This is a genomic window from Pantoea sp. X-Soil-TKNS-1279, assembly GCF_059730565.1.
Window position 1 is genome coordinate 2,544,101 of sequence record NZ_AP035948.1, and the last position, 26,995, is coordinate 2,571,095.

At 53.1% G+C, this 26,995-nt stretch carries 23 protein-coding genes and 1 tRNA gene; 12 read left to right on the forward strand and 12 right to left on the reverse strand.

The genetic code is table 11. The features are described 5' to 3' along the window. Positions 1 to 8 precede the first annotated feature (8 nt). Together AC6I8N_RS12015 and AC6I8N_RS12020 are read left to right on the forward strand one after the other, a co-directional pair. Positions 9 to 959 carry a hypothetical protein gene (locus tag AC6I8N_RS12015; RefSeq protein ID WP_497829126.1) on the forward strand — a complete coding sequence of 317 codons (951 nt, stop codon included), beginning with the start codon at positions 9 to 11 and terminating at the stop codon, positions 957 to 959. 60 nt (positions 960 to 1,019) lie between these two features. After that, entirely contained in the window at positions 1,020 to 2,432 is a 1,413-nt protein-coding gene (locus AC6I8N_RS12020; RefSeq protein WP_497829127.1) for a serine/threonine protein kinase, read from the forward strand. Here AC6I8N_RS12020 and AC6I8N_RS12025 read toward each other — a convergent pair. Then, positions 2,429 to 3,106 carry a gamma-glutamylcyclotransferase gene (locus AC6I8N_RS12025; protein WP_208724139.1) on the reverse strand — a complete coding sequence of 226 codons (678 nt, stop codon included), beginning with the start codon at positions 3,104 to 3,106 and terminating at the stop codon, positions 2,429 to 2,431. The genes AC6I8N_RS12020 and AC6I8N_RS12025 overlap by 4 nt on opposite strands. A 237-nt stretch (positions 3,107 to 3,343) precedes the next feature. Continuing rightward, positions 3,344 to 3,574 carry a putative cation transport regulator ChaB gene (chaB, locus tag AC6I8N_RS12030; RefSeq protein WP_021182922.1) on the reverse strand — a complete coding sequence of 77 codons (231 nt, stop codon included), beginning with the start codon at positions 3,572 to 3,574 and terminating at the stop codon, positions 3,344 to 3,346. A gap of 368 nt (positions 3,575 to 3,942) precedes the next feature. Here chaB and chaA point away from each other — a divergent pair, with 368 nt between their 5' ends. Then, complete coding sequence (chaA, locus tag AC6I8N_RS12035) at positions 3,943 to 5,034, forward strand: sodium-potassium/proton antiporter ChaA (protein WP_497829128.1); 1,092 nt, start codon at positions 3,943 to 3,945, stop codon at positions 5,032 to 5,034. 116 nt (positions 5,035 to 5,150) lie between these two features. Here the strand turns inward: chaA and kdsA are convergent, their stop codons facing one another. Genes kdsA through hemA form a run of 6 tightly spaced genes read right to left on the reverse strand, consistent with a single transcriptional unit; the run spans position 5,151 to position 10,453 of the window. Further along, entirely contained in the window at positions 5,151 to 6,005 is an 855-nt protein-coding gene (gene kdsA / locus AC6I8N_RS12040) for a 3-deoxy-8-phosphooctulonate synthase (protein WP_208724138.1), read from the reverse strand. A gap of 25 nt (positions 6,006 to 6,030) precedes the next feature. Next, complete coding sequence (gene sirB1 / locus AC6I8N_RS12045; RefSeq protein ID WP_021182918.1) at positions 6,031 to 6,840, reverse strand: invasion regulator SirB1; 810 nt, start codon at positions 6,838 to 6,840, stop codon at positions 6,031 to 6,033. Further along, entirely contained in the window at positions 6,837 to 7,235 is a 399-nt protein-coding gene (locus tag AC6I8N_RS12050; RefSeq protein WP_021182917.1) for a SirB2 family protein, read from the reverse strand. The genes sirB1 and AC6I8N_RS12050 overlap by 4 nt, the downstream gene beginning before the upstream one ends. A 10-nt stretch (positions 7,236 to 7,245) precedes the next feature. Next, positions 7,246 to 8,079, reverse strand: coding sequence for a peptide chain release factor N(5)-glutamine methyltransferase (gene prmC / locus AC6I8N_RS12055; RefSeq protein WP_497829129.1), 834 nt, complete (start codon positions 8,077 to 8,079; stop codon positions 7,246 to 7,248). Beyond that, entirely contained in the window at positions 8,079 to 9,161 is a 1,083-nt protein-coding gene (gene prfA / locus AC6I8N_RS12060; protein ID WP_208724136.1) for a peptide chain release factor 1, read from the reverse strand. Before prfA ends, prmC begins: the two co-directional genes overlap by 1 nt. A gap of 35 nt (positions 9,162 to 9,196) precedes the next feature. After that, positions 9,197 to 10,453, reverse strand: coding sequence for a glutamyl-tRNA reductase (gene hemA, locus AC6I8N_RS12065; protein WP_208724135.1), 1,257 nt, complete (start codon positions 10,451 to 10,453; stop codon positions 9,197 to 9,199). A gap of 217 nt (positions 10,454 to 10,670) precedes the next feature. On the opposite strand from hemA, the gene lolB reads away from it, so the two are divergent. The 4 genes from lolB (at position 10,671) to AC6I8N_RS12085 (ending at position 14,632) form a co-directional block, all read left to right on the forward strand. Continuing rightward, positions 10,671 to 11,294 (forward strand): lipoprotein insertase outer membrane protein LolB, encoded by a 624-nt coding sequence (gene lolB, locus AC6I8N_RS12070; RefSeq protein ID WP_021182913.1) that lies wholly within the window; start codon positions 10,671 to 10,673, stop codon positions 11,292 to 11,294. Continuing rightward, a complete protein-coding gene (gene ispE, locus AC6I8N_RS12075) occupies positions 11,291 to 12,148 on the forward strand; it encodes a 4-(cytidine 5'-diphospho)-2-C-methyl-D-erythritol kinase (protein ID WP_497829130.1) in 858 nt (285 codons plus the stop codon). The genes lolB and ispE overlap by 4 nt, the downstream gene beginning before the upstream one ends. 138 nt (positions 12,149 to 12,286) lie before the next feature. Continuing rightward, positions 12,287 to 13,234 carry a ribose-phosphate diphosphokinase gene (gene prs, locus AC6I8N_RS12080; RefSeq protein ID WP_021182910.1) on the forward strand — a complete coding sequence of 316 codons (948 nt, stop codon included), beginning with the start codon at positions 12,287 to 12,289 and terminating at the stop codon, positions 13,232 to 13,234. A 228-nt stretch (positions 13,235 to 13,462) separates the two neighbouring features. Continuing rightward, complete coding sequence (locus AC6I8N_RS12085; protein WP_497829131.1) at positions 13,463 to 14,632, forward strand: GGDEF domain-containing protein; 1,170 nt, start codon at positions 13,463 to 13,465, stop codon at positions 14,630 to 14,632. Positions 14,633 to 14,634: 2 nt separating this feature from the next. On the opposite strand, the gene ychH is transcribed toward AC6I8N_RS12085, so the two are convergent. Next, positions 14,635 to 14,910 (reverse strand): stress-induced protein YchH, encoded by a 276-nt coding sequence (gene ychH, locus AC6I8N_RS12090; protein WP_021182908.1) that lies wholly within the window; start codon positions 14,908 to 14,910, stop codon positions 14,635 to 14,637. 263 nt (positions 14,911 to 15,173) lie between these two features. Between ychH and pth the strand changes: the two genes are divergently transcribed. From pth to AC6I8N_RS12105, 3 genes are all read left to right on the forward strand, one after another. Then, positions 15,174 to 15,761 (forward strand): aminoacyl-tRNA hydrolase, encoded by a 588-nt coding sequence (gene pth, locus AC6I8N_RS12095; protein WP_497829132.1) that lies wholly within the window; start codon positions 15,174 to 15,176, stop codon positions 15,759 to 15,761. Between the two features lie 111 nt (positions 15,762 to 15,872). Continuing rightward, a complete protein-coding gene (ychF, locus tag AC6I8N_RS12100) occupies positions 15,873 to 16,964 on the forward strand; it encodes a redox-regulated ATPase YchF (RefSeq protein WP_021182906.1) in 1,092 nt (363 codons plus the stop codon). A 326-nt stretch (positions 16,965 to 17,290) separates the two neighbouring features. Beyond that, positions 17,291 to 17,713, forward strand: coding sequence for an NUDIX domain-containing protein (locus AC6I8N_RS12105; RefSeq protein WP_497829133.1), 423 nt, complete (start codon positions 17,291 to 17,293; stop codon positions 17,711 to 17,713). Between the two features lie 43 nt (positions 17,714 to 17,756). Here AC6I8N_RS12105 and phoA read toward each other — a convergent pair whose 3' ends face one another. Then, positions 17,757 to 19,163: an alkaline phosphatase gene (gene phoA / locus AC6I8N_RS12110; protein ID WP_497829134.1), complete on the reverse strand. Its 1,407-nt coding sequence runs from the start codon at positions 19,161 to 19,163 to the stop codon at positions 17,757 to 17,759. Positions 19,164 to 19,408: 245 nt separating this feature from the next. Between phoA and AC6I8N_RS12115 the strand changes: the two genes are divergently transcribed. Then, positions 19,409 to 19,496 (forward strand) — tRNA-Ser (locus AC6I8N_RS12115). A 114-nt stretch (positions 19,497 to 19,610) separates the two neighbouring features. Here AC6I8N_RS12115 and phoH read toward each other — a convergent pair. Next, the gene (gene phoH / locus AC6I8N_RS12120) at positions 19,611 to 20,399 is read right to left on the reverse strand and encodes a phosphate starvation-inducible protein PhoH (protein ID WP_013509516.1); all 789 of its coding nucleotides are present in this window, start codon (positions 20,397 to 20,399) and stop codon (positions 19,611 to 19,613) included. A 726-nt stretch (positions 20,400 to 21,125) separates the two neighbouring features. After that, the gene (putP, locus tag AC6I8N_RS12125) at positions 21,126 to 22,610 is read right to left on the reverse strand and encodes a sodium/proline symporter PutP (RefSeq protein ID WP_497829135.1); all 1,485 of its coding nucleotides are present in this window, start codon (positions 22,608 to 22,610) and stop codon (positions 21,126 to 21,128) included. A 432-nt stretch (positions 22,611 to 23,042) separates the two neighbouring features. Here putP and putA point away from each other — a divergent pair, with 432 nt between their 5' ends. After that, positions 23,043 to 26,987: a trifunctional transcriptional regulator/proline dehydrogenase/L-glutamate gamma-semialdehyde dehydrogenase gene (putA, locus tag AC6I8N_RS12130; RefSeq protein ID WP_497829136.1), complete on the forward strand. Its 3,945-nt coding sequence runs from the start codon at positions 23,043 to 23,045 to the stop codon at positions 26,985 to 26,987. Positions 26,988 to 26,995: the final 8 nt, after the last annotated feature.

Sequence of the window (26,995 nt, forward strand, 5' to 3'; positions counted from 1 at the left end):
GGATTCATATGAAATTGTGGTTGTCGGGCTTAGCGACGCTGCTGCTGGCCCTGAATGCACAGGCTGAAGATTATCGGGTGGTGTACTCCCCGAGCCTCGCGCTGGAAGTGTATATCGATGACGTGGCAAGTAACGCCCCAAACGACTGGTGTAAAGAGACACTGCCGCTGCGTATTGTCTCCGGCAAAGGCACCGACTCCAGCGTGCTCACCAGCTTTTTGCCGCGTGTCGGCACGCTGCTGGCGAATCAGTGCGGCACACTGGATGTGATTCCCTGGCAGATGACCGACAAAGATGGCAACGTGCTGGCTAACGGCAGCGCCACCAAATTACAGAACTGGCGACCTATTGTGCTGAATGATGCCACCGCCAATGCCAGCGCCAACAATGCTGCTCCTCTCGATTTATCACGCCCGGCAGACAGCAGCCCACTGCAACAATTTGCCTTGCCGGGTGGCTGTCATTTCCGCACCTGGTGGGATGATAAAGGCGCATCGCTGTTTATCCCTGAAATGACGCAGCAGCATTGCTCGTCTGAAGGTTGGCTGGAAGGCAGCAGCGAGCTGACCCAGGTGTTCAACGGCCAGCCGCAGCAGTTGGCGGTCAATTTTTACCAGGGTTATCCGATCGCCAATCTCAATGTCAGCGGCCCGCCGTTACAGGTGATCGCCGTCAATAACCAACGCATGATCGTGACGCGCCCGGATGCTGCCGACAGCTGGCTGGTGCTGCCCTTCGATGCCAAACAGCACCTCTGGCGTTTTAACGGAACGCTGTTGGTCAAAATGGACAAGACCACGGGACAGGATGCCGATGTGGTTAAAAAACGCGTTGAAACTTTACGTGGCGTCTGGTCGCCGCAGTTTATGCCACAGCAAAAAGTGACTGTGTTACTGATTGACACCCTGCATGCGGATCTCGCGGATCCTGCCATTGGTGCCTGGCGTAACATTAATTAATAGCGGCCGTTGCCCGTGTATTTCCCGGGCGGGCTACAGGACGTGTTCAGAGAGTTCACTATGTCGGCAAACGATAATCTAAAGATACCCAACGCCCTGCCTGCGGGTTACCGGTTCAATGAGTTCGAAATCAAAGATGTGATTGGCGGCGGTGGTTTTGGCATTGTCTACCGCGCCTGGGATCATCAACTGGAACGAACCATCGCCATTAAGGAATATATGCCGGTGTCGCTGGCGGTGCGCGCTGCCGATCTGTCGCTGGAACTGCGTGGCGAACGTTTTCAAAAATTGTTCAACGCCGGCCGCAACAGTTTTATTCAGGAGGCCCGCCTGCTGGCGCGCTTTAATCATCCGGGCCTGCTTCACGTTCTGCGTTTTTGGGAAGAAAATGGCACTGCCTATATGGGCACGCTCTACTACAGCGGGATGACGCTTAAAGAGTGGCAAGTCACCAGCCCGGAAAGCATCGATGAAGCCTGGATACGCCGACTGTTGCCACCGCTGTTTGGCGCGATCAATACCATTCACCAGGCGGGTTATCTGCATCGCGATATCTCCCTGGACAACATCCAGATTCAGGAAAATCAGCTGCCGGTGCTGCTCGATTTCGGCTCCGCACGCAAGGAGATTGGTAACCTTTCCGACGAAACCGAAATCATGCTGAAGCCGGGCTTCGCACCGATCGAGCAATACAGTGAAGAAGGTGAAGGCGAACAAGGTCCCTGGACGGATATCTATGCGCTGGGCGCGGTGTTGCACAATCTGATCACCGGCTATGCGCCCCCGGTTTCCGTAGTACGCTGCATTGAAGACAACTATCAGCCGCTGGTTGAACGTAAACCTGAAGGTTATTCGTTGCCACTGCTGCATGCGATTGATTGTGCGCTGGCGATGAAGCCAGCCGATCGGCCACAGACCATTGATGCGTTTGCCAGCCTGATCGATCTGCCGGTGAGCGATGTGGAAGCCTTGGTTACCCAGATTACCCCGGTTAACGACACGCCCATCGAGCCAGAAGTACCGATTAGCGTACCCGAACCACAGGTAATGGCCGTTAACCACGCGGCTGCGGTTATTGAACCGGTCACCCCGCGCAATGTACGTCGTTTGTCACCCGGTCTGCTGGCCGTCGCTGCGGTGGCTATTCTGGCGGTGATCGTTGCCGTGTGGAAGGTCAACCATCGCAGCGCTGAACCAGAAATAGCCGCATCAAATGCCGCAGCCTCCGCTGACACCAGCAAATCTGCCAGCAGTACGCCGGTGTTGGCAACCCTTTATCTGCGGTTGCAGGACGGGGAAAATATTGTGGTGAATGGTAAAGCGCAGAATGTGAAACCCGCCAGTAACGGCTTTGCGTCATTGAGTCTGGCGGCAGGACAGTATCATATTGAAGTACACAACGGTAACCAGGTTCACAGTCAGTCACTTACGATTGATAAACCTGGCACCTGGCTGATTAATCCCGGTAATTAAGAGGATACCCGCGCTGTGCACTGTTGCAGCGCTCTGACCTGGGTAGCCAGAACCGTCAGGCCCTCTTCCTGCATGCCGCGTTTTGCCAGCTCCTGCTCCAGCGAGAACAGATATTGCGCATTGGTGCCCAGCGGACCGCTGGCCTGGGCAATTAATGGCGCAATGGTGCCCGGACAGGAGTCTGCTTCAAACAACGGATGACGCGGGTCCATGATAAATACCAGCGCCGACACCCTGCGATCATCATCCAGCTTCAGTTCGCACCAGGTAGGCAGATAGCAACCGGTGATCATTTCCCGCTTCCACAGCAATTCCAGCTCGTCATGCAGACGCACTTCGGGCAGACGAAACGCCAGGCCGCTGGTGCTGCCACCCTCTTTCAACGCGAGCATACGTCCGGGATGCGTTGCCGTGCCACGCCCGGCAATTAACCGCAGGCAGAATGCCCGGTGCCAGCCATCAAGTTGACCAGAAGCGACTTCTTCCGCCTCAAACACCGGGTTCCACATCAGCGAGCCATAACCAAAAATCCATACCGGACTGTGGTCAGGACGGCAGGCAAGCGTAGCGGCAAGCGAAGCAGCTCGCTGTTCGCAACTCCACAGCAACGTCTCTTCGATATCACCGAATGAGGTTTTACAATCTGCTTTTAATAAGAATTCCCGGGTTAGCAATGCGACCTCCTCAACTGCCCTGACATCCTGTCGGTTTTGCTCCTGAGATACTGATTTCGTCACAGCGGATGCTGATGCACCGCCTTATCAGAAGACATTAATGCATTTGTCACAATTTTTTCAAGGTTGATGCCGATCACAAAGGGTAAATTGCCCGTAAATAGCATCGGCTGCCTGGCATGAAACTTGACCGGGGGAGACAGGAAGTGTGAAGCGGGCCGCAATGGCCCGCAGGGATCAGTGTTTAGGGTGCCACTTGTTATCGTCGCCTTTTTGATAATCTTTTTTGACCGCAGCCCAGGCAACTTTGTGGGCCACTTTTTCGCGCGAGTCGTTACCGAAGCGATCATCCTCATCACGGTATTCATCCCAGGCGCTGTTAAATGCTTTCTGGTAGATTTTTTGCGCATGCGCCGGTAGTACGTGGCGTACACTGTCAGGTAGTTCATGTGTTGATGAGTAAGGCATAAATCCTCCTTTTCTAACCACAGGGTAAGTCTGGAACAGATAGTAAAAAACGCAAATCATCACTTTTATCGCGTTAAAGGAATTAAAAGTTCATAACCAGCATTTACTCAAACCAAAACGTAAAAAAAAACGCCATATTTCCAGATTAAAATGATAACCAGCAATGATTAACGCAATGAAAATAATGAAATGAAGAGAAATAATCAGGTTTTTTAGTGATGAGATTTATTTTTTCCTCTAAAGTAAATGATCGTAAAAACCCGGCACCGAACGTGATGAAAAGTTACACTGCGCAACGCTGTAAAAGTAAGTATATTTATCAGGCACTGACTGCCTGATTTTATTCTTTTTTTCGGAGAGGATGGCGAATGGCTGTACATGAGAAAACCCGTCACACTGAATATTCCCTGATTTTCCCCATCGTCGCACTGGGCGTACTGAGTTTTTTTGGTGCACAAACCAGCCTGCCAGTGGTGATTGGCATTAATTTACTGGCCCTGGTGGCCATTCTGAGTAGTGCGTTTAGCGTGGTACGCCATGCCGATGTGCTGGCGCACCGACTGGGTGAGCCTTATGGTTCGCTGATACTCAGCCTTTCCGTGGTGATCCTTGAGGTCAGCCTGATATCGGCGCTGATGGCAACCGGCGACGCTGCTCCCGCATTGATGCGCGATACCCTGTATTCGATCATTATGATTGTTACCGCCGGGCTGGTGGGATTTGCCCTGCTGCTGGGTGGACGCAAATTCGCAACGCAATACGTCAATCTGGTGGGGGTGAAGCAATATCTGATCGCCATTTTCCCACTCGCCATCCTGGTGCTGGTGTTCCCGAATGCGTTGCCCGGCGGCAATTTTTCAACTGCACAGGCTTTGCTGATTGCGGCGATTTCTGCCGCAATGTACGGCGTATTTCTGTTGATTCAGACCAAAACGCATCAAAACCTGTTTGTCTACGAACACGAGGATGAGAGCGATGATGGCGACCCGCACCACGGAAAACCTTCAGCGCACAGCTCGTTATGGCATACCGCCTGGCTGATTGTGCATCTGATTGCGGTTATCAGCGTAACCAAGATGAATGCCAACTCGCTGGAGCATCTGTTAACCGAATTAAACGCGCCGCAGCAGTTTACTGGCTTTCTTGTGGCATTGCTGATCCTGTCACCGGAAGGACTGGGGGCGATTAAAGCGGTGCTGATGAACCAGGTACAGCGTGCGATGAACCTGTTTTTCGGTTCAGTACTGGCCACCATTTCACTGACCGTACCGGCGGTGACCATTATAGCCACGCTGACCGGGCAGCAACTGGTGTTCGGTCTGGAACCACCGCATATGGTGGTGATGAGTGCGGTGCTGATCCTGTGCCATATTTCATTTTCCACCGGACGCACCAATGTGTTGAATGGCGCGGCGCACCTGGCGTTGTTTGTCGGCTATTTGATGACGATTATGCTGTAGCGACCTGACACATCACGCACCTTTGACTGAAAATCAACGCGCGATAAATCGCGCCGCTACGGATAGCAAGCCAATAAAAAAGGCGTCTTTCGACGCCTTTTTTACCAACCAACGATTTAGTTGCTGGTATCCAGTTCCGGGAAGCTTTTCACCAGGTCATCAATCGCTTTCATCTGTACCAGGAACGGCTCCAGTTTGTCGAGCGGCAGTGCAGACGGGCCATCACATTTGGCGCTGTTTGGCTCCGGGTGGGCTTCGATAAACAGACCAGCAATGCCGACCGCCATACCGGCACGCGCCAGTTCACCCACCTGCGCACGGCGACCGCCTGAGGCAGCACCAAACGGATCACGAGTTTGCAGCGCATGAGTCACGTCGAAAATCACCGGGCAGTTATTGGTGACTTTCTTCATCACGTTAAAGCCCAGCATATCCACGACCAGGTTGTCATAACCGAAGTTGCTACCACGGTCACACAGGATCACTTTATCGTTACCGCCTTCGGCGAATTTATCGACAATGTTACCCATCTGACCCGGGCTGACGAACTGAGGTTTTTTCACGTTAATGACTGCGCCCGTTTTCGCCATCGCTTCAACCAGGTCAGTCTGACGTGCAAGGAAGGCCGGCAGCTGAATGACATCTACCACATCTGCCACAGGCTGTGCCTGCGCCGGTTCGTGGACGTCAGTAATGATTTTCACGCCGAAGGCTTGCTTCAGCTCCTGGAAAATCTTCATCCCCTCTTCCAGGCCCGGACCACGGTAAGAGTGGATAGAGGAACGGTTGGCTTTGTCAAAAGAGGCTTTGAACACGTAGGGGATACCGAGTTTGTCGGTCACGGTTACGTAATGTTCGCAGATACGCATGGCGAGGTCGCGCGACTCCAGCACGTTCATGCCGCCAAAGAGAACAAATGGCAGATCGTTTGCGACCTTGATATCACCAATACTGACTACTTTCTGTGTCATGCCCTTTCCTTTTTCAGAGGTACGCTTAGTGCAGCGTGACCTGTTTTTGTTCAATTGCGTGGATCTGCACTTTAATCATTTCGCTAACCGGGTCTTCCGGACACTGTTCAACGAAGTAGGTAAGATCGTTTAGCGCGATATGTTCGCACTCCAGTTGCGCGTAAATCAAACCACGGTCGCGAATTTCGTAGGGGTCATCCGGATCGATTTGTAACAGCACCTGGCTAACATTTAACGCCAGCTCCATCTTTTTCTCGTCCATCAGCGCCGCTTTCAGCGTATCCAGCATCTTACGCATTACGCTGACCGTTTTCGCTTCATCGAGATCATCCTGATAGAGCTTGGCCGTCGGGCTGATATTGCCCTTCAGCCAGACTTCCAGCGTATGGGTATCGAGGGTTTCACCGTTAAACGGGTTAATCAGCCACATCTCACCATCCAGCCAGTCGGCCCGCAGAATCATCTGGGTCGGGAAGATAACCGGCATCAGCGGCAACTCCAGCTCTTCGGCAATGTGCAGCAGGATCACGCCCAGTGACACCGCAGTCCCCTGACGGCTTTTCAACACCTTATCGATCCATAAGGCATCGGATAAATTGTAGACGCCACTGGCACCGCCAAAACCCCACTGGCGGTAAAACAGTTCCAGCAACTTCTCCAGTTGCAGGTCAGCATCACTGGCACTGCTGACATACGCACGCGCTTCCGCCACTAACGCTGCCAGCTGTTGCTCTACGGATTGAGCAGAAAAATCTTCGCGGATGGCGCAGGTTGCACCAATAACCGCTTCACATAACGGTGTTTGACTGTAATCGAGTTGCTCTGGCGAGGTCATACTATCCCCAATAACGGCATTTTGGTCATCGCCAGCTTAATCACTACCAGTAACGCAACGATCGCGACCAGGCAGGCAATCCAGCGGGTGCTCATCTTTCGCGGGCGACGACTCAAGGCCACGGAACCTAAGGCGATGTAGATAATAACCCCTAACAGCTTCTCAGTCAGCCAGCTTCCTTGTGGTGTGAACGGGTAAAAGTGCGTAATTACGACCAGCAGCACACCACTCAGCAACAAAAACGTGTCGTTGATGTGCGGAGCAATGCGCACCCAGCGGCGATCGAGCTGTGCTGAACCGGTGCATTTCCAGTAAAAACGCACCAGAAACAGGCTGACAGTAATCAGCACTGTAAGCAGATGAAAATGTTTAATCAGCGGATACCAGCTAGCCATCTTGCTTCCTTTATAAGAAAAATTGCCCAAGTGTAACGCGCGGGTTGCCGCCGTAGTCGTCCACTGTGTTGACCTGTTGATAGCCATGTTGAACCATCAATTCTCGCACCGCCTCACCCTGCTGCCAGCCATGTTCCAGCAACAACCAACCGCCAGCGAGCAGCCAGTTTGGTGCCGTTGCAATAATCACCCGCAGATCGGCTAATCCAGCTTCATCGGCCACCAGCGCACTTAGCGGTTCAAACCGCACATCACCCTGCTGCAAATGATGGTCGGTAGCGTCTATATAGGGGGGATTACTGGCAATCAGATCAAAACGTTGCGGGGTGAGATTGTCGAACCAATCGCTGAGGAGAAATTGTGCATTGCTGATGTGCAAACGCTGCGCGTTTTCCTGCGCCAGCGCCACGGCAGCTGCGATGCGATCACAGCCGATGACCTGACAATCAGGCCGTTCGCTGGCAAGCGCCAGCGCGATGGCTCCGGTGCCAGTACCTAAGTCAAGGAGAGTGGCGGCACGGGTCGGCAGATGAACCAGCGCCTGCTCGACCAACACCTCGGTGTCAGGACGCGGGATCAAGGTCGCATCGCTGACGCGCAGAGGTAACGACCAGAATTCACGTTCACCCACCAGATGCGCCACCGGCTCGCCCTGCGCACGTCGAGCCAGGAGCGCATTCAGTTGTTGTAACTGGTTCTCACCCAGCACTGTATCGTCAAACGCCACCAGCCAGGTACGGGATTTGCCGGTAACAAACGCCAGCAAAATTTCGGCATCGCGCTTGGGGCTGTCGCCGCCGCTCAGGGTAGCAACGGCATGCTTCAGCCAGTGGCGAATATCCATTAATCCTGTCCAGCCAGCGCGGCCAACTGGTCGGCCTGGTATTCCTGCACGATAGGCTCAATCAGGCTATCCAGCTTGCCTTCCATCGTCTCATCCAGACGATAGATGGTCAGGTTAATGCGGTGATCGGTAACGCGCCCCTGCGGGAAGTTGTAAGTACGGATACGGTCCGAACGGTCGCCGCTGCCCAGCAGGTTACGACGGGTGGACGCTTCCGCTTCATGGCGTTTTGCCATCTCCGCCGCGTGAATACGCGCGCCCAGCACTGCCAGCGCTTTAGCTTTGTTTTTATGCTGCGAACGCTCATCCTGACACTCCACCACAATGCCGGTCGGCAGGTGGGTAATACGGATGGCGGAATCGGTGGTGTTAACGTGCTGACCACCCGCACCTGAGGAGCGGAAGGTGTCAATTTTCAGGTCGCTGGGGTTGATATCCGGCAGCTCGGCTTCCGGCAGTTCCGGCATTACCGCCACCGTACAGGCCGAGGTGTGAATACGCCCCTGTGATTCGGTTTCCGGCACACGCTGTACGCGATGACCGCCCGATTCAAACTTGAAACGACCATAGGCACCATCACCCGTCACACGGGCGATGACTTCTTTATACCCGCCATGCTCACCGTCATTGCTGCTGATAATTTCCACCTGCCAGCGGCGAGACTCAGCATAACGGCTGTACATGCGGAACAGGTCGCCGGCAAAAATTGCCGCTTCATCGCCACCGGTACCAGCACGCACTTCGACAAAGCACGGACGCTCATCATCAGGATCTTTCGGCAGCAACAATACCTGTAGCTGCTGTTCCAGCACTTCACGCTTTTCGCGTGCGGTTTTCAGTTCATCCTGCGCCATCTCGCGCATTTCAGGATCGTCGAGCAACATCTCCGCTGTCTCAACATCTTCCTGCACCTGCTGCCATTCACGGAAGCAGCGGGTCACATCAGACAGTTGCGCATATTCGCGCGAGAGGGCACGGAAACGATCCTGATCGGCGATCACGCCAGCATCGCCCAGCAGGGCTTCCACTTCTTCGTGGCGTTCCTGGAGAGCTTCCAGCTTGGCAACAATAGAGGTCTTCATGTAATTGAGGGTATCCCGTAAAAGGTCGTGACAGCCTAATCGAGACCGAGGCTGTCACGTAAGATTTGCAGGCGTTCGCTGTCGCCATCGCGCGCGGCCTGCTGTAGTGATTTGGTTGGAGCGTGAATTAAACGATTGGTAAGTTTGTGCGCCAGTTCCTGCAACACTTTTTCGGCATCTGCTCCCTGACGCAGTGCGGCCAGCGCGCGCTCCTGCAATTCAAGGCGTACATCATCGGCCTGCGAGCGATATTCACGAATGGTGTCGACCGCGCTTTGCGCACGCAGCCAGGCCATAAATTCGCCGCTTTCCTGCACCACGATGCTTTCAGCCTGCACCGCCGCAGCTTTACGCTGGGCCATGTTCTGCTCAATGATCGCCTGAAGGTCATCCACGCTGTACAGGTAAGCATTGGCGAGCTTGCCGACTTCCGGCTCCACATCGCGCGGTACTGCGATATCCACCAGCAGCATCGGCTGGTTACGGCGGGCTTTCAATGCACGCTCGACCATGCCTTTACCAATAATCGGCAACGGGCTGGCGGTGGAAGAAATAATAATATCGGCATCAGCCAGTCGCGAATCGATATCCGCCAGCCCGATGACCTCTGCCCCGACCTCATCAGCCAGCAACTGCGCGCGTTCACGCGTACGGTTGGCAATCATCAGCTTTTGCACATGATGCTCACGCAAATGACGCGCGACCAATTCAATCGTTTCGCCCGCGCCCACCAGCAACACGTTAACCGTGCTGAGAGATTCGAAGATTTGACGTGCCAGAGAGCAGGCGGCAAACGCCACAGATACCGCACTGGCACCAATTTCAGTTTCTGTGCGCACCCGTTTGGCGACGGAGAAGGTTTTCTGGAACATCCGTTCCAGTTCACTGGACAACGCCTGACCACGTTGTGAATCGGCAAAGGCTTTTTTTACCTGGCCGAGAATCTGCGGCTCACCCAGCACTAAAGAATCCAGACCGCTGGCAACACGCATCAGATGGCTGACTGCCGCGTTGTCCTGATGCCAGTACAGGCTCTTACGCACATCTTCTTCACGCAGTTGGTGATAGTCACACAACCAGCGCACCAGCTTCTCCTGCAAATCGGCCTGCTGCTCTACGCTGAGGTAGAGTTCAGTGCGATTACAGGTGGAAAGCACCACTCCGCTTTGCACCATCGGCTGGGACAGCAGGCTGCTAAGCGCCTGATCCAGCGTGTCCGGCGTGAACGAAACACGTTCGCGCAGTGCAACGGGTGCGGTTTTATGGTTGATTCCGAGAGCGAGCAGCGTCATGGTGGTTCTGGTTGGGATATCCCAATTATTGTCAGGGTTTTGTGAAGCGCATTCTACAAGATGCCACAGATCAAGAAAAGCCATACAAAGCCTATGACTGTAATAAGATTAAACTGATCGTGCGCAATAATCGGTACAACAGCATTGACGGCTTAGATGCGGATGGTTAGCGTTACCGGTTACGAAGTAAAAACCTGTCTGAGGAGATGACCAGGTGATGCCTATGCCTTCGCGCAAGCTGTTGCGCCTTTTACCCCTTGCCAGCGTATTGCTGGCTGCCTGTAGCGTCAACAAACCGCAGGGACCAGGCCCAAGCACCACCGCACCCCAGTGGCAGCAACATCAACAGGCGGTGGCTAAAGTCAGCCATTATGAGACACGCGGTGCCTTCGCCTATATTTCTGATCGCCAGAAGGTGTATGCCCGCTTTAACTGGCAGCAAACTGCCGCTGACCGTTATCGTTTGCTGCTGACCAATCCACTGGGCAGCACCGAGTTACAACTTGATGCTCAGGGTTCCGTGGTACAGGTGGTCGATAACAAAGGCAAACGCTATGTCAGCAATGACGCTGAAAAGATGATTTCTCAGCTCACCGGGATGGATATTCCCCTCGCCAACCTGCGTCAGTGGATGATGGGGCTGCCAGGCGATGCCAGCGACTATCAGTTAAACGACCAGTATCAATTGCAGAGCCTGAATTACAGTCGTAACGGCCAGCAATGGCACGTAGCCATCTCAGATTACGACAGCAAAGTTACCCCTCCTCTGCCTGCCAATCTCGAGCTGACCGAGGGTGGACAGCGTATTAAGCTGCGGATGGATAGCTGGACCGTACAATGATTACCTCCTGGCCTGCCCCGGCAAAGCTGAATTTATTTCTTTACATCACCGGCCGTCGTCCTGACGGCTATCATAACCTGCAAACCCTGTTTCAGTTTTTAGATTACGGCGATACGCTGACCATCACCCCGGATGAGAGTGGCAACATTCGTCTATTGACACCGTTAGCGGGTGTGCCGGATGAACACAACCTGATCGTTCGTGCCGCTCGTGCCCTGATGCATGCGGCTGAAGCACGCGGTACGTTACCGCCCCAGGCCGGTGCGGCGATTGCGCTGGAAAAGCGGCTGCCAATGGGAGGAGGCCTGGGTGGTGGCTCATCAGATGCGGCGACGGTGTTGGTGGCGCTGAATCATTTGTGGCAAACGCGGCTTAGCGTAGATGAGCTGGCAACCCTTGGCGTGCGACTCGGTGCCGACGTTCCGGTGTTTGTTCGCGGTCATGCCGCCTTTGCGGAAGGCGTAGGTGAACAATTGCAACCCGCAGAGCCAGATGAAAAATGGTATCTGGTGGCGCATCCTGGCGTAAGTATCGCCACACCGGTCATTTTTGGCGATCCTGAACTGACGCGCGATTCACCGATACGCTCACTTGATGAACTTTTGCAGCGCCCTTTCCACAATGATTGTGAATCTGTGGCAAGAAAACGTTTTCGCGAGGTTGATGAGCTGGTTTCCTGGCTGCTAGAATACGCGCCGTCGCGCCTGACTGGGACCGGGGCCTGTGTGTTTGCTGAATTTAACACCGAATCCGAAGCTCGTCAGGTGCTGGAGCTTGCCCCGGAATGGATACGAGGATTTGTGGCGCGCGGGCTGAATGTCTCGCCGTTACAGCGTACTCTTTCCGGGATTTAAGCGTATGCGTGACTGTGTCACCCCTGTTCCAGGCACAGCACGCGACGCATCAACACACCTGTCTGAACACGCTTTGCGATATTCGCCGGTTATCGCAACGTCGTTCATTCGCTGGACGCAAAGCCTGAGGTTCTTCTCGTGCCTGATATGAAGCTATTTGCTGGTAACGCCACCCCGGAACTAGCACAACGTATTGCCAACCGCCTTTACACCAGCCTCGGAGACGCCGCTGTCGGTCGTTTCAGCGACGGTGAAGTGAGTGTACAGATTAACGAAAATGTACGCGGTGGTGATATTTTCATCATCCAGTCCACCTGTGCCCCCACCAACGATAATCTGATGGAGCTGGTTGTGATGGTCGACGCGCTGCGTCGGGCTTCTGCTGGTCGTATTACTGCCGTTATCCCCTACTTTGGCTATGCCCGTCAGGACCGCCGTGTGCGTTCCGCGCGTGTGCCGATTACTGCTAAAGTAGTCGCGGATTTCCTTTCCAGCGTTGGTGTTGACCGTGTTTTGACGGTTGACCTGCACGCCGAGCAGATCCAGGGCTTCTTTGATGTCCCGGTAGACAACGTATTTGGCAGCCCGATCCTGCTGGAAGATATGTTGCAAATTGGTCTGGAGAACCCGATTGTCGTTTCTCCTGACATTGGTGGTGTGGTGCGCGCCCGCGCCATCGCCAAACTGCTTAACGACACTGACATGGCTATCATCGATAAACGTCGCCCGCGTGCTAACGTTTCTCAGGTGATGCACATCATCGGTGACGTCGCTGGCCGTGACTGTGTACTGGTCGACGATATGATCGACACCGGCGGTACGCTGTGCAAAGCGGCTGAAGCGCTGAAAGAGCGTGGCGCGAAACGCGTTTTCGCTTACGCCACCCACCCGATCTTCTCTGGTAACGCGGTGGAAAATCTGCGCAAGTCAGTGATCGATCAGGTGATTGTCTGTGACACCATCCCACTGTCTGACGAGATGAAATCTCTGCCGAACGTACGTACTTTGACGTTGTCCGGTATGCTGGCCGAAGCGATTCGTCGTATCAGCAACGAAGAATCCATTTCAGCCATGTTCGAGCATTAATCGAACGAAACCGGGCCACCTCTGGCCCGGTTTTATTTCCCTGCCACACGTTTAAGTTCAGTTACCGATTAAGCCGCTTCGGGCGCAGATTTTTTCGCGATAATTTTCGTTAAAATTCGCTATTCGCGTTGCCATTCACTGTTTTCAACTAACACTACTATCCGGACTTTAGCCGTCCAGGGTTTAGTGGTATTTTTCACCACACTTTTTTTGAGAACTCCGACCACTATGGCTCTCGACATCTACACACTTTTTGTTTGCGAGCTCTATGTCCTGGGGTTTTTAAGCATCATTATGGTATTTGCCTGGATTGGCTCACAGTATGATCGGGTACTGGGTTTCACCACTCTGACGCTGGTGTTAACCCTTACAGCCGTGTTTCTGAGCAGCCTGCGTGCCGCAGGATTACAGTTCCTGCCCATTGCGGTGGGTAATATGGTGATGATGCTGGCTTATGGCAACCTGTTAAATGCTTTCCGGGTGTTTTGTAAAAAAACGCTTGGCATGAGCTGGCTGGCGGGGGCATTGCTATGGGCGATTCTGTGTATTTTCCCGGCGTTTTACTTCAGTCTGCCAAAACGCGTTCTGGTCGTTTGTCTGCTTTGCATCATCTACACCGGCGCATTGATTCAGCTGCTGTGGCGGGCACGCGCCGCGCTCACCGTCACCTTCTGGCCCGCGCAGATGTTGTTGTGGATACATTTGCTGTTTCACGTCGCACGAATTTTCTTTGATGACGCCGTTGCTACCCCGGTGCATGGTGCAATTGGTGGTTCCAGTTTTTCCGTGTACGTCATGCTTGAATCGATTCTGTTCGTTATTGGCCTGACGTTTACGATTCTGGCGATGGTCAATGAACGTACCCAGATCGCCCATAAACTGGCATCACTGCACGATCCCTTAACCAGTGTGTGGAACCGTCGCGCATTGTTCGAGCAGGCGGAAAAAATCATCGCCCGACGCTTACGGCAACAACAACCCTTCACGGCGATATTATTCGATCTCGACCATTTCAAAAGCATTAACGATCGTTACGGCCACCAACAAGGTGATCGGGTATTAATTGATTTTTGCCAGATTGCCCAAGCGTTATTGCCCGACGAGGGGCAGTTTGCCCGGTTAGGAGGTGAAGAGTTTGCCGCCATCCTGCCCGGCGACAGCGAGCAGGCACAATTGGTATGTGAACGTATTCGCGTCGCAACGCAGTTATCGCTGCCGGATAATATCAGCTACACCGTCAGTATCGGCTATGCAACAGCCAGCAAGGAAGAACTTCACTTTCCGACATTACTGGCATTGGCTGATGAGGCGTTGTATCGCGCAAAAGCCAGCGGCCGTAACCGTACTGAACAATATCTGACACAGTTACAGCCGTTGAATAAGGCTACGCTGGTGTAGTCTTATGGGTGATGCGTGTTACGACGGCAACGTTTATCACCGTAGTGGCGCAACCAAAAATAGCGGTCTTCCACTTTTTCACGCCCACTGACACGCGCACCCACCAGCCAGAGCAGCGCACCAATAAAGATGCTAAACATTGCGCCATGCGCCAGGAATTGCGGCAGATTTAGCGAAGGAATTTGATTAATGATCGAGTAACCGACGCCAAGCACCATGGTGAGTAAACCGAGACACATCAGGCCATTACCGATATAGCGAGAGTGATGACGTTTCATAATTCACCTCCATCCTTTTTTAGTAATGCCAAAAACAGCACATAACGTTAACTTGCTATAAGTTTAGGCAATGACCCGGGGTTAAGATGCGTGCATGATCACACATCTTTCACAATCCTGACGAAACTTTACCGCTTATCGGGTTGATTTCGATAGAAAATGATAAATAACGTAGCGGCACTATTCAGTGTCTGCGCCCTTTGTCATCTCCCCTGCCAGGCAGTAAACTAACGCCCTTTCGATTTCGAGACAGGATAATCATCGTGAGCAGCATTAAACTGATTGTGGGACTGGCTAATCCCGGCGCGGAATATGCCGCTACGCGCCATAACGCAGGTGCCTGGTATGTGGATCTGCTGGCGGAGCGCCACAATCAGTCTCTGAAAGACGAACCCAAATTCTTTGGCTACACCGCTCGCTTATCGCTGGCGGGCGAAGATGTGCGGCTACTGGTACCCACCACTTTTATGAACCTGAGTGGGAAGGCGGTCGCGGCAATGGCGACGTTCTACCGCATCGCGCCAGAGGAAATTTTGGTGGCACACGATGAACTGGACCTGCCTCCTGGCGTGGCGAAGTTTAAACAGGGTGGCGGCCACGGTGGTCATAACGGTCTGAAAGACATCATCAGCAAGCTGGGTAACAACAATAATTTTCACCGTTTACGGGTCGGCATTGGTCATCCGGGTGACCGCAATAAAGTCACCGGATTTGTACTGGGTAAACCCCCTGCCAGTGAACAGAAGCTGATCGATGATGCCGTAGATGAAGCGGTGCGCTGTACGGAACTGTGGCTGAAAGAAGATAAGATTAAGGCAATGAACCGTCTGCACGCCTTCAAAGCCGGTTAAGGCCAAATCCCGCGCCGCAGACCGGGAAATCTGTGTATAATGCGCGAAATTTTTTGAATCGTCAGCGTTGCCGGTCAACGCTGCACACTCAGCGAGAAAGGTAATCAGATCATGGGATTTAAATGCGGTATTGTGGGCCTGCCGAACGTCGGTAAATCCACCCTGTTCAACGCGCTGACCAAAGCGGGTATCGAAGCAGCCAACTTTCCGTTCTGCACCATCGAGCCAAACACCGGTGTCGTTCCAATGCCCGATCTGCGTCTTGACCAGCTGAGCGAGATCGTGAAGCCACAGCGCGTTGTGCCGACCACCATGGAGTTCGTTGATATCGCCGGTCTGGTGGAAGGTGCTTCTAAAGGTGAAGGCCTGGGCAACAAATTCCTGACCAATATCCGTGAAACGGATGCCATCGGCCATGTGGTTCGCTGCTTCGAAAATGAGAACATCATTCACGTCGCGGGCAAAGTAAACCCGGCGGAAGATATCGATATCATCAACACCGAACTGGCGCTGTCCGATCTCGATACCTGTGAACGTGCTATTCAGCGTGTACAGAAGAAAGCCAAAGGTGGCGACAAAGACGCCAAAGCTGAGTTGGCGGCGCTGGAGAAGTGTCTGCCGCATCTGGAAAATGCCGGGATGCTGCGCTCACTGAATCTGGATGCTGATGAGAAAGCGGCTATTCGTTATCTCAGCTTCCTGACGCTGAAACCCACCATGTACATCGCCAACGTTAACGAAGATGGCTTCGAGAACAATCCTTATCTCGACCAGGTTCGTGCGATTGCCGACGCAGAAGGTTCAGTGGTTGTGCCAGTTTGCGCCGCAGTGGAATCCGATATCGCTGAACTGGAAGATGATGAGCGTGCGGAGTTTATGGCTGAGATGGGCCTGGAAGAACCCGGTCTGAACCGCGTGATTCGCGCTGGTTATACTCTGCTGAACCTGCAAACTTACTTCACCGCCGGTGTAAAAGAAGTACGTGCCTGGACTATCCCGGTCGGTGCCACTGCACCGCAGGCGGCTGGTAAAATCCATACCGACTTCGAGAAAGGTTTTATCCGTGCCCAGACTATCGCGTTTGATGATTTCATCGCTTATAAAGGTGAACAAGGCGCGAAAGAAGCAGGAAAAATGCGTTCTGAAGGTAAAGAATACATCGTTAAAGATGGCGATGTAATGAACTTCCTGTTTAACGTCTAATTATTTTCAGCAACAGACGTTAATTAAAAGCCCATGCATGTGCATGGGCTTTTTTATTCACTCAACAATACCTCTTCGGTTTGTCAATTATCTTCAATTGCAGTTTACTGATTAAATACACTCCAGGGAATCTCCTCAGCGTTCGCCAGAACATTCTCTATTCAATCTCACACGCCCTTGTTATACCTTAAAGCCGAATTTATTCTGGCACTTACCTGCCATATTCATTCAATCGAAATAATATTTAAAAGAGACATGCAATTTTTTGGCCTGGGTGTTCAGACCTGTTGCAATTTACATTAATTATCCTCTGATTGGAAAGTGAAGTGAATCACATCAAAATAACGCCTGCACAGGTTGGCCATCGTTTATTACTGTTGGCAGGTGCACGCATCCTGTTGCAGTTGCGAAAGGATGGGAGTTGGGGACTGCCTGGAGGATGGCTGGAACCCGGCGAGCCACCCGAGCAAACGGTGAGACGAGAAGTAAAAGAAGAAACTAACCTGGATGTGCATCGAATACAGCTATTGGGTTATTTTTCCGGGCCTGAATACACTTTCAGTCAGATAAATAAAGAGCAAAACGATGTAGTCACTGCGCTCTATCGGGTTGATGAATGGTCCGGCGTGATGATCCATGATCCCAGCGAAAGTGATGGGCTGACTTTTTTTTCCTCCGAAGAATTGCCTATAAATATGACTGAAGAGTATCGGCACTATATCCGTTGCTATTTGTCACATCAGCGATAATTGTTTTCCCAACATAAGAATCCACGCTTGCGCGTGGATTAGCTTACTTAATTCCCATCGCATCTTTCAGGGTGAAGAACAGGTCCGTCTGGTCAGTCAGTCCAACCACATTCGCCGCATGCGGGCCATAGGCAGCAATACGCAACTGAGTACCGGTATGCTCCTGTGAATCTTCTTCTGAGTTACCGTAACTGATAGTCATCACCGCGCCATCTTTGGTGTTCAGTGCCTGAGTCAAGCCTGGTGCTTTGGTACCATTTTCTACGATCTGGCTACTGTGCGCGTGATCTGCCGTCACCACGACCAGGGTATTGCCATGCTCGCGAGCAAAAGCCAGGGCTTGTTGTACCGCTTCATCAAGGTCAACGGTTTCACCGATTTGCCCACAAGGGTTAGCGGCATGATCCTGTTTATCAATGGAAGCACCTTCAACTTGCAGGAAGAAGCCCTTGTCATTTTTGCTCAACAGATCCAGCGCTTTTTTGGTCATCTGCGCCAGTGTTGGCGTACTGGCCGGACGATCCTTGTTCACTTCACAGGTGACTACCGGCTTATCAAGATTGCCGTGATAACTGGCTTTCGGCCCCTGCCAGCGCACCGGCATATTGCCTTCAGAGAACAGCCCTAACAACGGTTTACGCTGGTCCGCCTGCTGGACCGCATTCATACCGTCGAGATTATCCACCAGTTGATAACCTCGTGCCTGCGCCTGCTCACGCAGGGTTTTACCCTGATATTCTCCCGCCTTCGCCACTTCGCTGAAGGTCCTGGCACCGCCACCCAACGTGACATCCGCACGGGTTTTCAGCATCTGCTCGGTGATGGAACCTCTACCGCCCTGCTCCAACGCGTTGCTCGGGCATAGCTCACTGGTTTTTTCCGGGCCATAGCATTTACGTGAAGTGACATGAGCGATCAACGCCGCAGGTGTTGCATCCTGTAGCTCCGCAGTTGAAACGTTACCGGTGGCCTTACCGGCGGCTTTCGCCAGTTCCAGCAGCGTGGTTTGGTCTTTCCCATTCACATCGACGCCAATCGCGCCATTATAGGATTTGGTCCCCGTGGCCCACGCGGTCGCAGACGCTGCTGAATCTGTGACGTAGTTCGGTTTGTGGGTTTTCTTATCCAGCGAGTAATGGGTGTATTGACCGGTTAAAGGTAAGGCATCAATCCCGGGGAAAAAGCCACCTGCGCCCATCGCCTGATTACGTGCAGCAGTGATTTCTGAGTCCCCCATGCCGTCACCGATCAATAGAATGACATTTTTCGCCGTACTGTTGCTCAGAGAAGCTTTGAGCGCTTCCGTTTGATCACCGGTCAGTCGACGCGCACCACCATGCTGAGTCAGGTCACCGGTGGCGGCGCGCGAGTAGCTGGTTGCATCAGCAAATGCTGCCGTCGCGAACAATGAGGTGATAAGCGGAACCGTAATCAAAGGTATCTTTTTCATTTATAAGCATCCTTATTCACAAATATAACCAAATGTTTCCGCTGACAAGTCTGCGACAATGCCGTGACACTTTTGTGACTGGCACGCAATATTTTGATGACAGGATCGGCAAAACGAACAAGGCTAATGCAATCCGCTCAGAGCTTAAGCGAATAGAAAAAAAGGAGAAAATAGAGCTTGACCCTTTTCAGCTAACTCCCTATAGTAGCGCCCCGTTGACCCGCTGAGGTTGGCAAACAAAATGTGGTGAGGTGTCCGAGTGGCTGAAGGAGCACGCCTGGAAAGTGTGTATACGGCAACGTATCGGGGGTTCGAATCCCCCCCTCACCGCCATCATTCTGAAGAAGAGTCTGAACTAACGTTCAGACTTTTTTTTTGCCTGTGCACCATACGTTGCGCACAAAAAAACCCGGCCGCAGCCGGGTTTTATGTATGAAATCTCAATGGTTAACTGTAAGCATGTAGCGTACGCTGACACAAGGCCGAACGGACACAGTCGTCTTTGCCAAAACGAACCACGCCGATCATCTCATCTTCTTCGAATCGTCCCAGGGCATCCGCGAGTCCGGATGTCACTCCGCGCGGTAAATCGCACTGGGTAATATCGCCGTTGACGATGACGGTCACGTTCTCACCAAGACGCGTCAGGAACATCTTCATCTGCGCAGCGGTGACGTTTTGTGCCTCGTCGAGAATCACCACGGCATTTTCGAAAGTACGTCCTCGCATATAAGCGAAGGGCGCGATCTCTACCTTGCCGATTTCCGGGCGCAGGCAGTACTGCATAAAGGAAGAGCCGAGACGTTTAACCAGAACGTCGTAGACCGGTCGGAAATACGGGGCGAATTTCTCGGAAATGTCTCCGGGGAGGAAACCGAGGTCTTCATCCGCCTGTAGGACCGGGCGTGTAACGATTATCCTGTCGATATCCTTATGTATCAGGGCCTCAGCCGCTTTGGCTGCGCTAATCCAGGTTTTTCCGCAGCCCGCTTCTCCGGTCGCGAAAATAAGCTGTTTCGTTTCTATGGCTTTAAGATAGTGCGCCTGAGCATCATTTCTGGCTTCAATTGGTGAACTGTCTCGCACATCGCGTGCCATGCCAATTGCATCCAACCCACCCATCTGCACCAGCGAAGTGACCGATTCTTCTTCACGCTGACGATGACTGCGAGAGTCATTACGAAGCACTCTGCGGGCTTCACGACGCGCTTTGATCACTGCTTTCTGTCTTCCCATAGTGGCACCTTACAGTTGGTTTCATTTATCGCTTCAGGATTATCCTGTTGCGATGACGTGAACGCTTTAGAGGTTGACGTGGCTTCCTTTAGAGCCGTTTCGAGCCATTGAGAATAGTGTGCAACAACGCGCAAACGCTGTTACGCACCGGTAAGAAATATGAGATTGAAAAAGAACGAAGCTTGAAAAGTGAAGAGGAAACTTTCGAGGGAAAAAATCCCCCGCAGTGAACTGCGTATGTTGAAGGGTATTTACCTGTCCTTTGAAGGACCGAATCATGCGCGAACTCCAGTGACCTTAGCCACACATCTGACAACGCTTATGATTAAAATGCATCATATTTGCGGTAATTTGCAACAGTAATTTTACCTGGTGACCAACAAAAAGTGACCAGGCTCCGTAAGCAGTTCACAGCTTAAATTAAATTTGTTTTATTTATCATGTAATTGATTAATTCGACTGCGCATGAAGTTTTTAGGAGGATTCGGAAATCATTCTGACCAGTTAATCCAACTAAAAACATGAAAGATCGCTGCTCCGTTTTCGCAGTCTGGTCAATGGAAAGTACATTTATTAATCAATCGGGTGTAAGAAGGAAAAAGGATGAGCTTACTGAGGTAAATGGCCTTTACCCGGCTTCTATTCTCACTGAAACGTTTCTTGTGCAAAACGTGCGACAAAAAACCCGCCTCATTAATGAGGCGGGTGACATCTCGGGAGAAGGATTTATTTGGTCAGATATTCCGCTTCTGCTGCGGCAAAGCGTTGTTGAGCCATCTGCGAGGGTGCGCGGCCCAACAGGCTGACGACGACAATCGCGATGCTGGCAAACAGGAAGCCAGGGATGATTTCATACAGACCCAGCCAGCCATATTGTTTCCACACCAACACCGTGGCGGCACCAATCACCATGCCAGCCAGAGCACCGTTGCGTGTCATACGCTGCCAGCACACACCGAACAACACCACCGGACCAAAAGCCGCACCAAAGCCCGCCCAGGCGTAACTGACCAGACCCAAGACTCGGTTTTCCGGGTTAGCCGCGAGGGCAATGGCAATCAGTGCAACCACCAGCACCATGATACGTCCCACCCATACCAGCTCTTTCTGACTGGCATTTTTGCGCAAAAAGCCTTTATAGAGATCTTCTGTCAGCGCACTGGAACACACCAGCAACTGGCAACTCAGCGTTGACATCACCGCCGCCAGGATGGCCGAAAGCAGGATACCCGCAATCCACGGGTTGAAAAGGATACGCGCCAATTCAATAAACACACGCTCACCATTCTGGCTCACACCCGCCGCCTCGCCCGGGTTATTCTGGAAATAAGCAATGCCGAAGAAACCCACAGCAACAGCACCGGCAAGACACAGAATCATCCAGGTCATACCAATGCGACGTGCGGTGCGAATGGAACGATGAGAGTCAGCAGCCATAAAACGCGCAAGAATATGCGGTTGCCCAAAGTAGCCCAGCCCCCAACCAAGCAGCGAAATAACGGCCACAAAATTCAAGCCTTTCAGCATGTCGAGGTTTTCAAGGCTTTTGGCCTCGATCACGGCCAGTGAATCAGACAGTCCTCCCACAGAGGCGATAACGACCACCGGCGTCAGAATCAATGCGAAAAACATCAGGCTGGCCTGTACCGTATCGGTCCAGCTCACAGCAAGAAAGCCACCCACCAATGTATAGAGGATTGTTGCCGCCGCACCCGCCCACAGCGCCGTCTCGTAGCTCATACCAAAGGTACTTTCGAAAAGACGCGCGCCAGCAACAACGCCTGAAGCACAGTAGATCGTGAAGAAAATCAGAATGACCAGTGCGGAGATAACACGCAGAATGTTACTGTTATCTTCAAAACGGCTGGTAAAGAAGTCAGGTAATGTCAGCGCATTATCATGATGTTCGGTCTGTACACGCAAACGCCCAGCCACAATTTTCCAGTTCAGCCATGCACCGATGATCAGGCCAATGGCTATCCAGCTTTCGGAAATACCCGACAAGAAAATGGCACCTGGCAACCCCATTAGCAACCAACCACTCATATCCGATGCGCCCGCAGAAAGCGCAGTCACCAGACTTCCCAAACTGCGGCCGCCCAGAATGTAGTCGTCAAAGTTTTTCGTTGAACGATATGCAATAAAACCGATTAAAATCATACCGAGGATATATATAAAAAAAGTCACCAGCATTGGTGTACTTACACTCATCCCATCTCTCCACTTATTGCGATTTCTATTTTGAAATCCTATTACCGACGCCATCGGAACGAGACAACGCCAGTACTAACCACCACCAGTAAACCGATTTCCACCAGGGCGCGGTATCCTGCCGCAAAGCTGCGGCAGGCACAATGCATTTAACACAGTTGTCACATTGGTTTCACCTCGCCTGACATTCCAGGTGTTAATAGGTTGCACCAAATCACACTTTTCAACCTCACCCAGCAAAGGAATTCAGCGACAGGTTGCAACAATGGCGTGTTATTTGCAGCAATATTCATGCCGTACCTGTCATAATGCGGCAAAAAGGTGATTATACTGCCACCGAAGTGCGCCTTAACAAGGTTGCACAAAGTTGCAACATGAGTGATAGTGCGTCCACGCCAAGCACAACATATTCTTTTTGAGGAACAGGTAAGCATGGGAACCACCACGATGGGGGTGAAGCTGGATGAAGCCACCCGCGACCGCATCAAATTGGCTGCACAAAAGATTGATCGCACGCCACACTGGCTCATCAAGCAGGCGATTTTCAACTATCTGAGCCAGCTGGAAGCCGGTGATACTCTGCCAGAGATTCCATTACTGGCAGGTGAGGCGACCCAGGATGACAATGCGCCAGATGAGACGGTGCAACCGTTCCTTGATTTTGCCGAGCATATTTTACCGCAGTCGGTAAGCCGTTCCGCCATCACTGCAGCCTGGCGTCGTCCTGAGACCGATGCAGTGTCAATGCTATTAGAACAGGCAAGGCTTCCTGCGCCTTTAGCCGAAAAAACCCAGCAGCTTGCATATCAGCTCGCGGACAAACTGCGTCACCAAAAAGGTGCAACCGGTCGCGCCGGGATGGTGCAAAGTCTGTTGCAGGAGTTTTCCCTCTCCTCGCAGGAAGGGGTCGCACTGATGTGTCTGGCGGAAGCCTTATTGCGTATTCCGGACAAACCCACGCGTGACGCGTTGATCCGCGACAAAATCAGCAACGGTAACTGGCAATCCCACCTCGGTCGTAGCCCGTCGATGTTCGTAAATGCCGCCACCTGGGGTCTGCTGTTCACTGGCCGTCTGGTTTCGACTCATAACGAAGCGAATTTATCGCGATCACTCAACCGGATTATTGGTAAAAGCGGCGAGCCGTTGATTCGTAAAGGCGTGGATATGGCGATGCGCCTGATGGGTGAGCAGTTCGTCACCGGCGAAACTATCGCCGAAGCCCTGGCTAATGCACGCAAACTGGAAGAGAAAGGTTTCCGTTATTCGTATGACATGCTGGGCGAAGCAGCGCTGACTGCCAGCGATGCCAAAGCCTATCTGGTGTCTTATCAGCAGGCGATCCATGCCATCGGCAAAGCGTCCAATGGCCGTGGTATTTATGAAGGTCCGGGGATCTCGATCAAACTGTCGGCACTGCATCCGCGCTACAGCCGTGCGCAATATGAACGCGTCATGGAAGAACTCTATCCAACGCTGAAATCCCTGACGCTGCTGGCTCGCTCTTATGACATCGGTATTAACATCGATGCAGAAGAAGCTGACCGCCTCGAACTGTCGCTCGATCTGCTGGAAAAACTCTGCTTCGAGCCGGAGCTGGAAGGTTGGAACGGCATTGGCTTTGTTATCCAGGCTTACCAGAAGCGTTGTCCGTTCGTCATTGATTACCTGGTCGATCTGGCACAGCGTAGCCGTCGCCGACTGATGATTCGTCTGGTGAAAGGTGCCTATTGGGACAGCGAAATCAAACGCGCCCAGATGGACGGACTGGAAGGCTATCCGGTCTATACCCGTAAGGTGTACACCGATATCTCCTATCTGGCCTGCGCACGCAAGCTGCTGGCGGTGCCGAATCTGATCTATCCGCAGTTTGCCACCCACAACGCTCACACGCTGGCGGCCATTTATCAGCTGGCAGGGAATAACTATTATCCGGGCCAGTACGAATTCCAGTGCCTGCATGGCATGGGTGAGCCGCTGTACGAACAGGTGGTGGGTAAAGTCGCCGATGGCAAACTCAATCGTCCGTGCCGTATTTATGCGCCGGTAGGTACACACGAAACCCTGTTGGCCTATCTGGTACGTCGCCTGCTGGAAAACGGTGCCAACACTTCATTTGTTAACCGCATCGCCGATACCTCATTGCCGATTGATGAGCTGGTCGCTGACCCGGTGACGGCAGTGGAGAAAATGGGCGCCAGCGAAGGCGCAATGGGGCTGCCTCACGCCAAAATTCCGTTACCGCGTGAGCTGTACGGAGAGAAGCGTGTTAACTCTGCCGGCCTGGACCTGGCCAACGAACACCGTCTGGCCTCGCTTTCCAGTGCTTTGCTCAACAGCGCCAGCCAGCCGTGGCAGGCCCAGCCGCTGATTGAAGGTGAGTTGGCTGTCGGCAGCAGCAACCCGGTACTTAACCCATCTGCGCCAGCCGATGTGGTGGGCCACGTACGTGAAGCCACCCCACAAGAAGTCTCACAAGCACTGGATGCGGCAGTGAATGCCGGCCCGATCTGGTTCGCCACCCCACCCCAGGAGCGTGCCGCCATTCTGGAGCGCGCTGCTGAGATGATGGAAAGCCAGATGCAGCAACTGATTGGCCTGCTGGTGCGTGAGGCGGGTAAAACCTATAACAACGCCATCGCCGAAGTCCGCGAAGCGGTTGATTTCCTCTATTACTACGCCGGTATGGTGCGTGACGATTTCGACAACGAAACCCACCGTCCACTCGGCCCGGTGGTGTGTATCAGTCCGTGGAACTTCCCGCTGGCGATTTTCAGCGGGCAGATTGCCGCCGCGCTCGCCGCAGGCAACAGCGTGCTGGCGAAACCTGCCGAGCAAACGCCGCTGATTGCCGCCCAGGCGGTACAGATTATGCTGGATGCCGGTGTGCCGTCTGGCGTGTTGCAGCTGCTGCCAGGACTCGGTGAGACTGTCGGCGCACAGTTGACCGGTGATGACCGTGTGCGCGGCGTGATGTTTACCGGTTCCACTGCGGTCGCGACGCTGCTACAACGCAATCTTGCCGGACGTCTTGATCCACAGGGACGCCCTACTCCATTGATTGCGGAAACCGGCGGCATGAACGCGATGATCGTCGATTCATCAGCACTGACTGAGCAAGTGGTGGTGGATATTGTCGCCTCCGCGTTCGACAGCGCAGGTCAACGCTGCTCGGCGCTGCGTCTGCTGTGCGTGCAGGAAGATGTCGCCGAACACACACTAAAAATGCTGCGCGGTGCGATGGCGGAATGTCGCATGGGGAACCCAGAACGCCTCTCGACCGACATCGGCCCGGTGATTGATGCCGAAGCCAAAGCCAATATCGAGCGCCATATTCAGGCGATGCGCAATAAGGGTTTCACCATCTACCAGGCTGCACAGGAAAATCCGCAGGACACGAAAGAGTGGGCGACCGGCACCTTTGTGAAACCGACGTTGATTGAACTGGAGCAGGTCAGCGATCTGGATAAAGAAGTGTTTGGTCCGGTGCTGCACGTTGTCCGTTTTGCGCGCAATAATCTGCCGCAGCTGATCGACCAGATCAATGCTTCCGGTTACGGTTTAACGCTGGGGGTACATACGCGCATTGACGAAACCATCGCCCAGGTGACGGCAGGGGCCAAAGTCGGCAACCTCTATGTTAACCGTAATATGGTGGGTGCGGTGGTTGGCGTACAACCGTTCGGTGGTGAAGGTTTATCGGGCACCGGACCGAAAGCGGGTGGCCCGTTGTATCTGTATCGCCTGCTGGCGAACCGTCCGGATGGCGCGCTGCTCACAACGTTTGATCGTCAGGATGCTGAACGTCCGGTGGATAGCACCTTGCGTACCACCCTGCTGAGCGCACACCAGGCGTTGCAACAATGGGCGCAGGACAAACCCGAGCTGCTGGCCCTGACGCAACGTTATGACCAGTTGGCACAGGCCGGTACCGTCCGTCTGTTGCCGGGTCCTACCGGTGAGCGCAATACCTTTACTTTGCTGCCGCGTGAGCAGGTGCTGTGTATTGCCGACAACCAACAGGATGCACTGACGCAACTGGCGGCTGTCACCAGTGTCGGTAGTCAGGCGGTATGGCCAGATGACGAGCTACATCGTTCATTGCGTGCTGCCTTACCAGCGGCGGTGCAGCAGCGTATTACGCTGGCAAAAGATCTGCTGGCCGCAGAGTTTGATGCGGTGATCTACCACGGTGATGCCGATCAGTTACGCAGCCTGTGCGAGCAGGTCGCAGCGCGTGAAGGTGCTATTGTTTCCGTGCAGGGCTTCGCCCGTGGGGAAACCAATTTGCTGCTGGAACGGTTGCTGATTGAGCGTTCGCTCAGCGTCAATACCGCAGCCGCCGGTGGCAACGCCAGTCTGATGACCATCGGTTAACATCATAA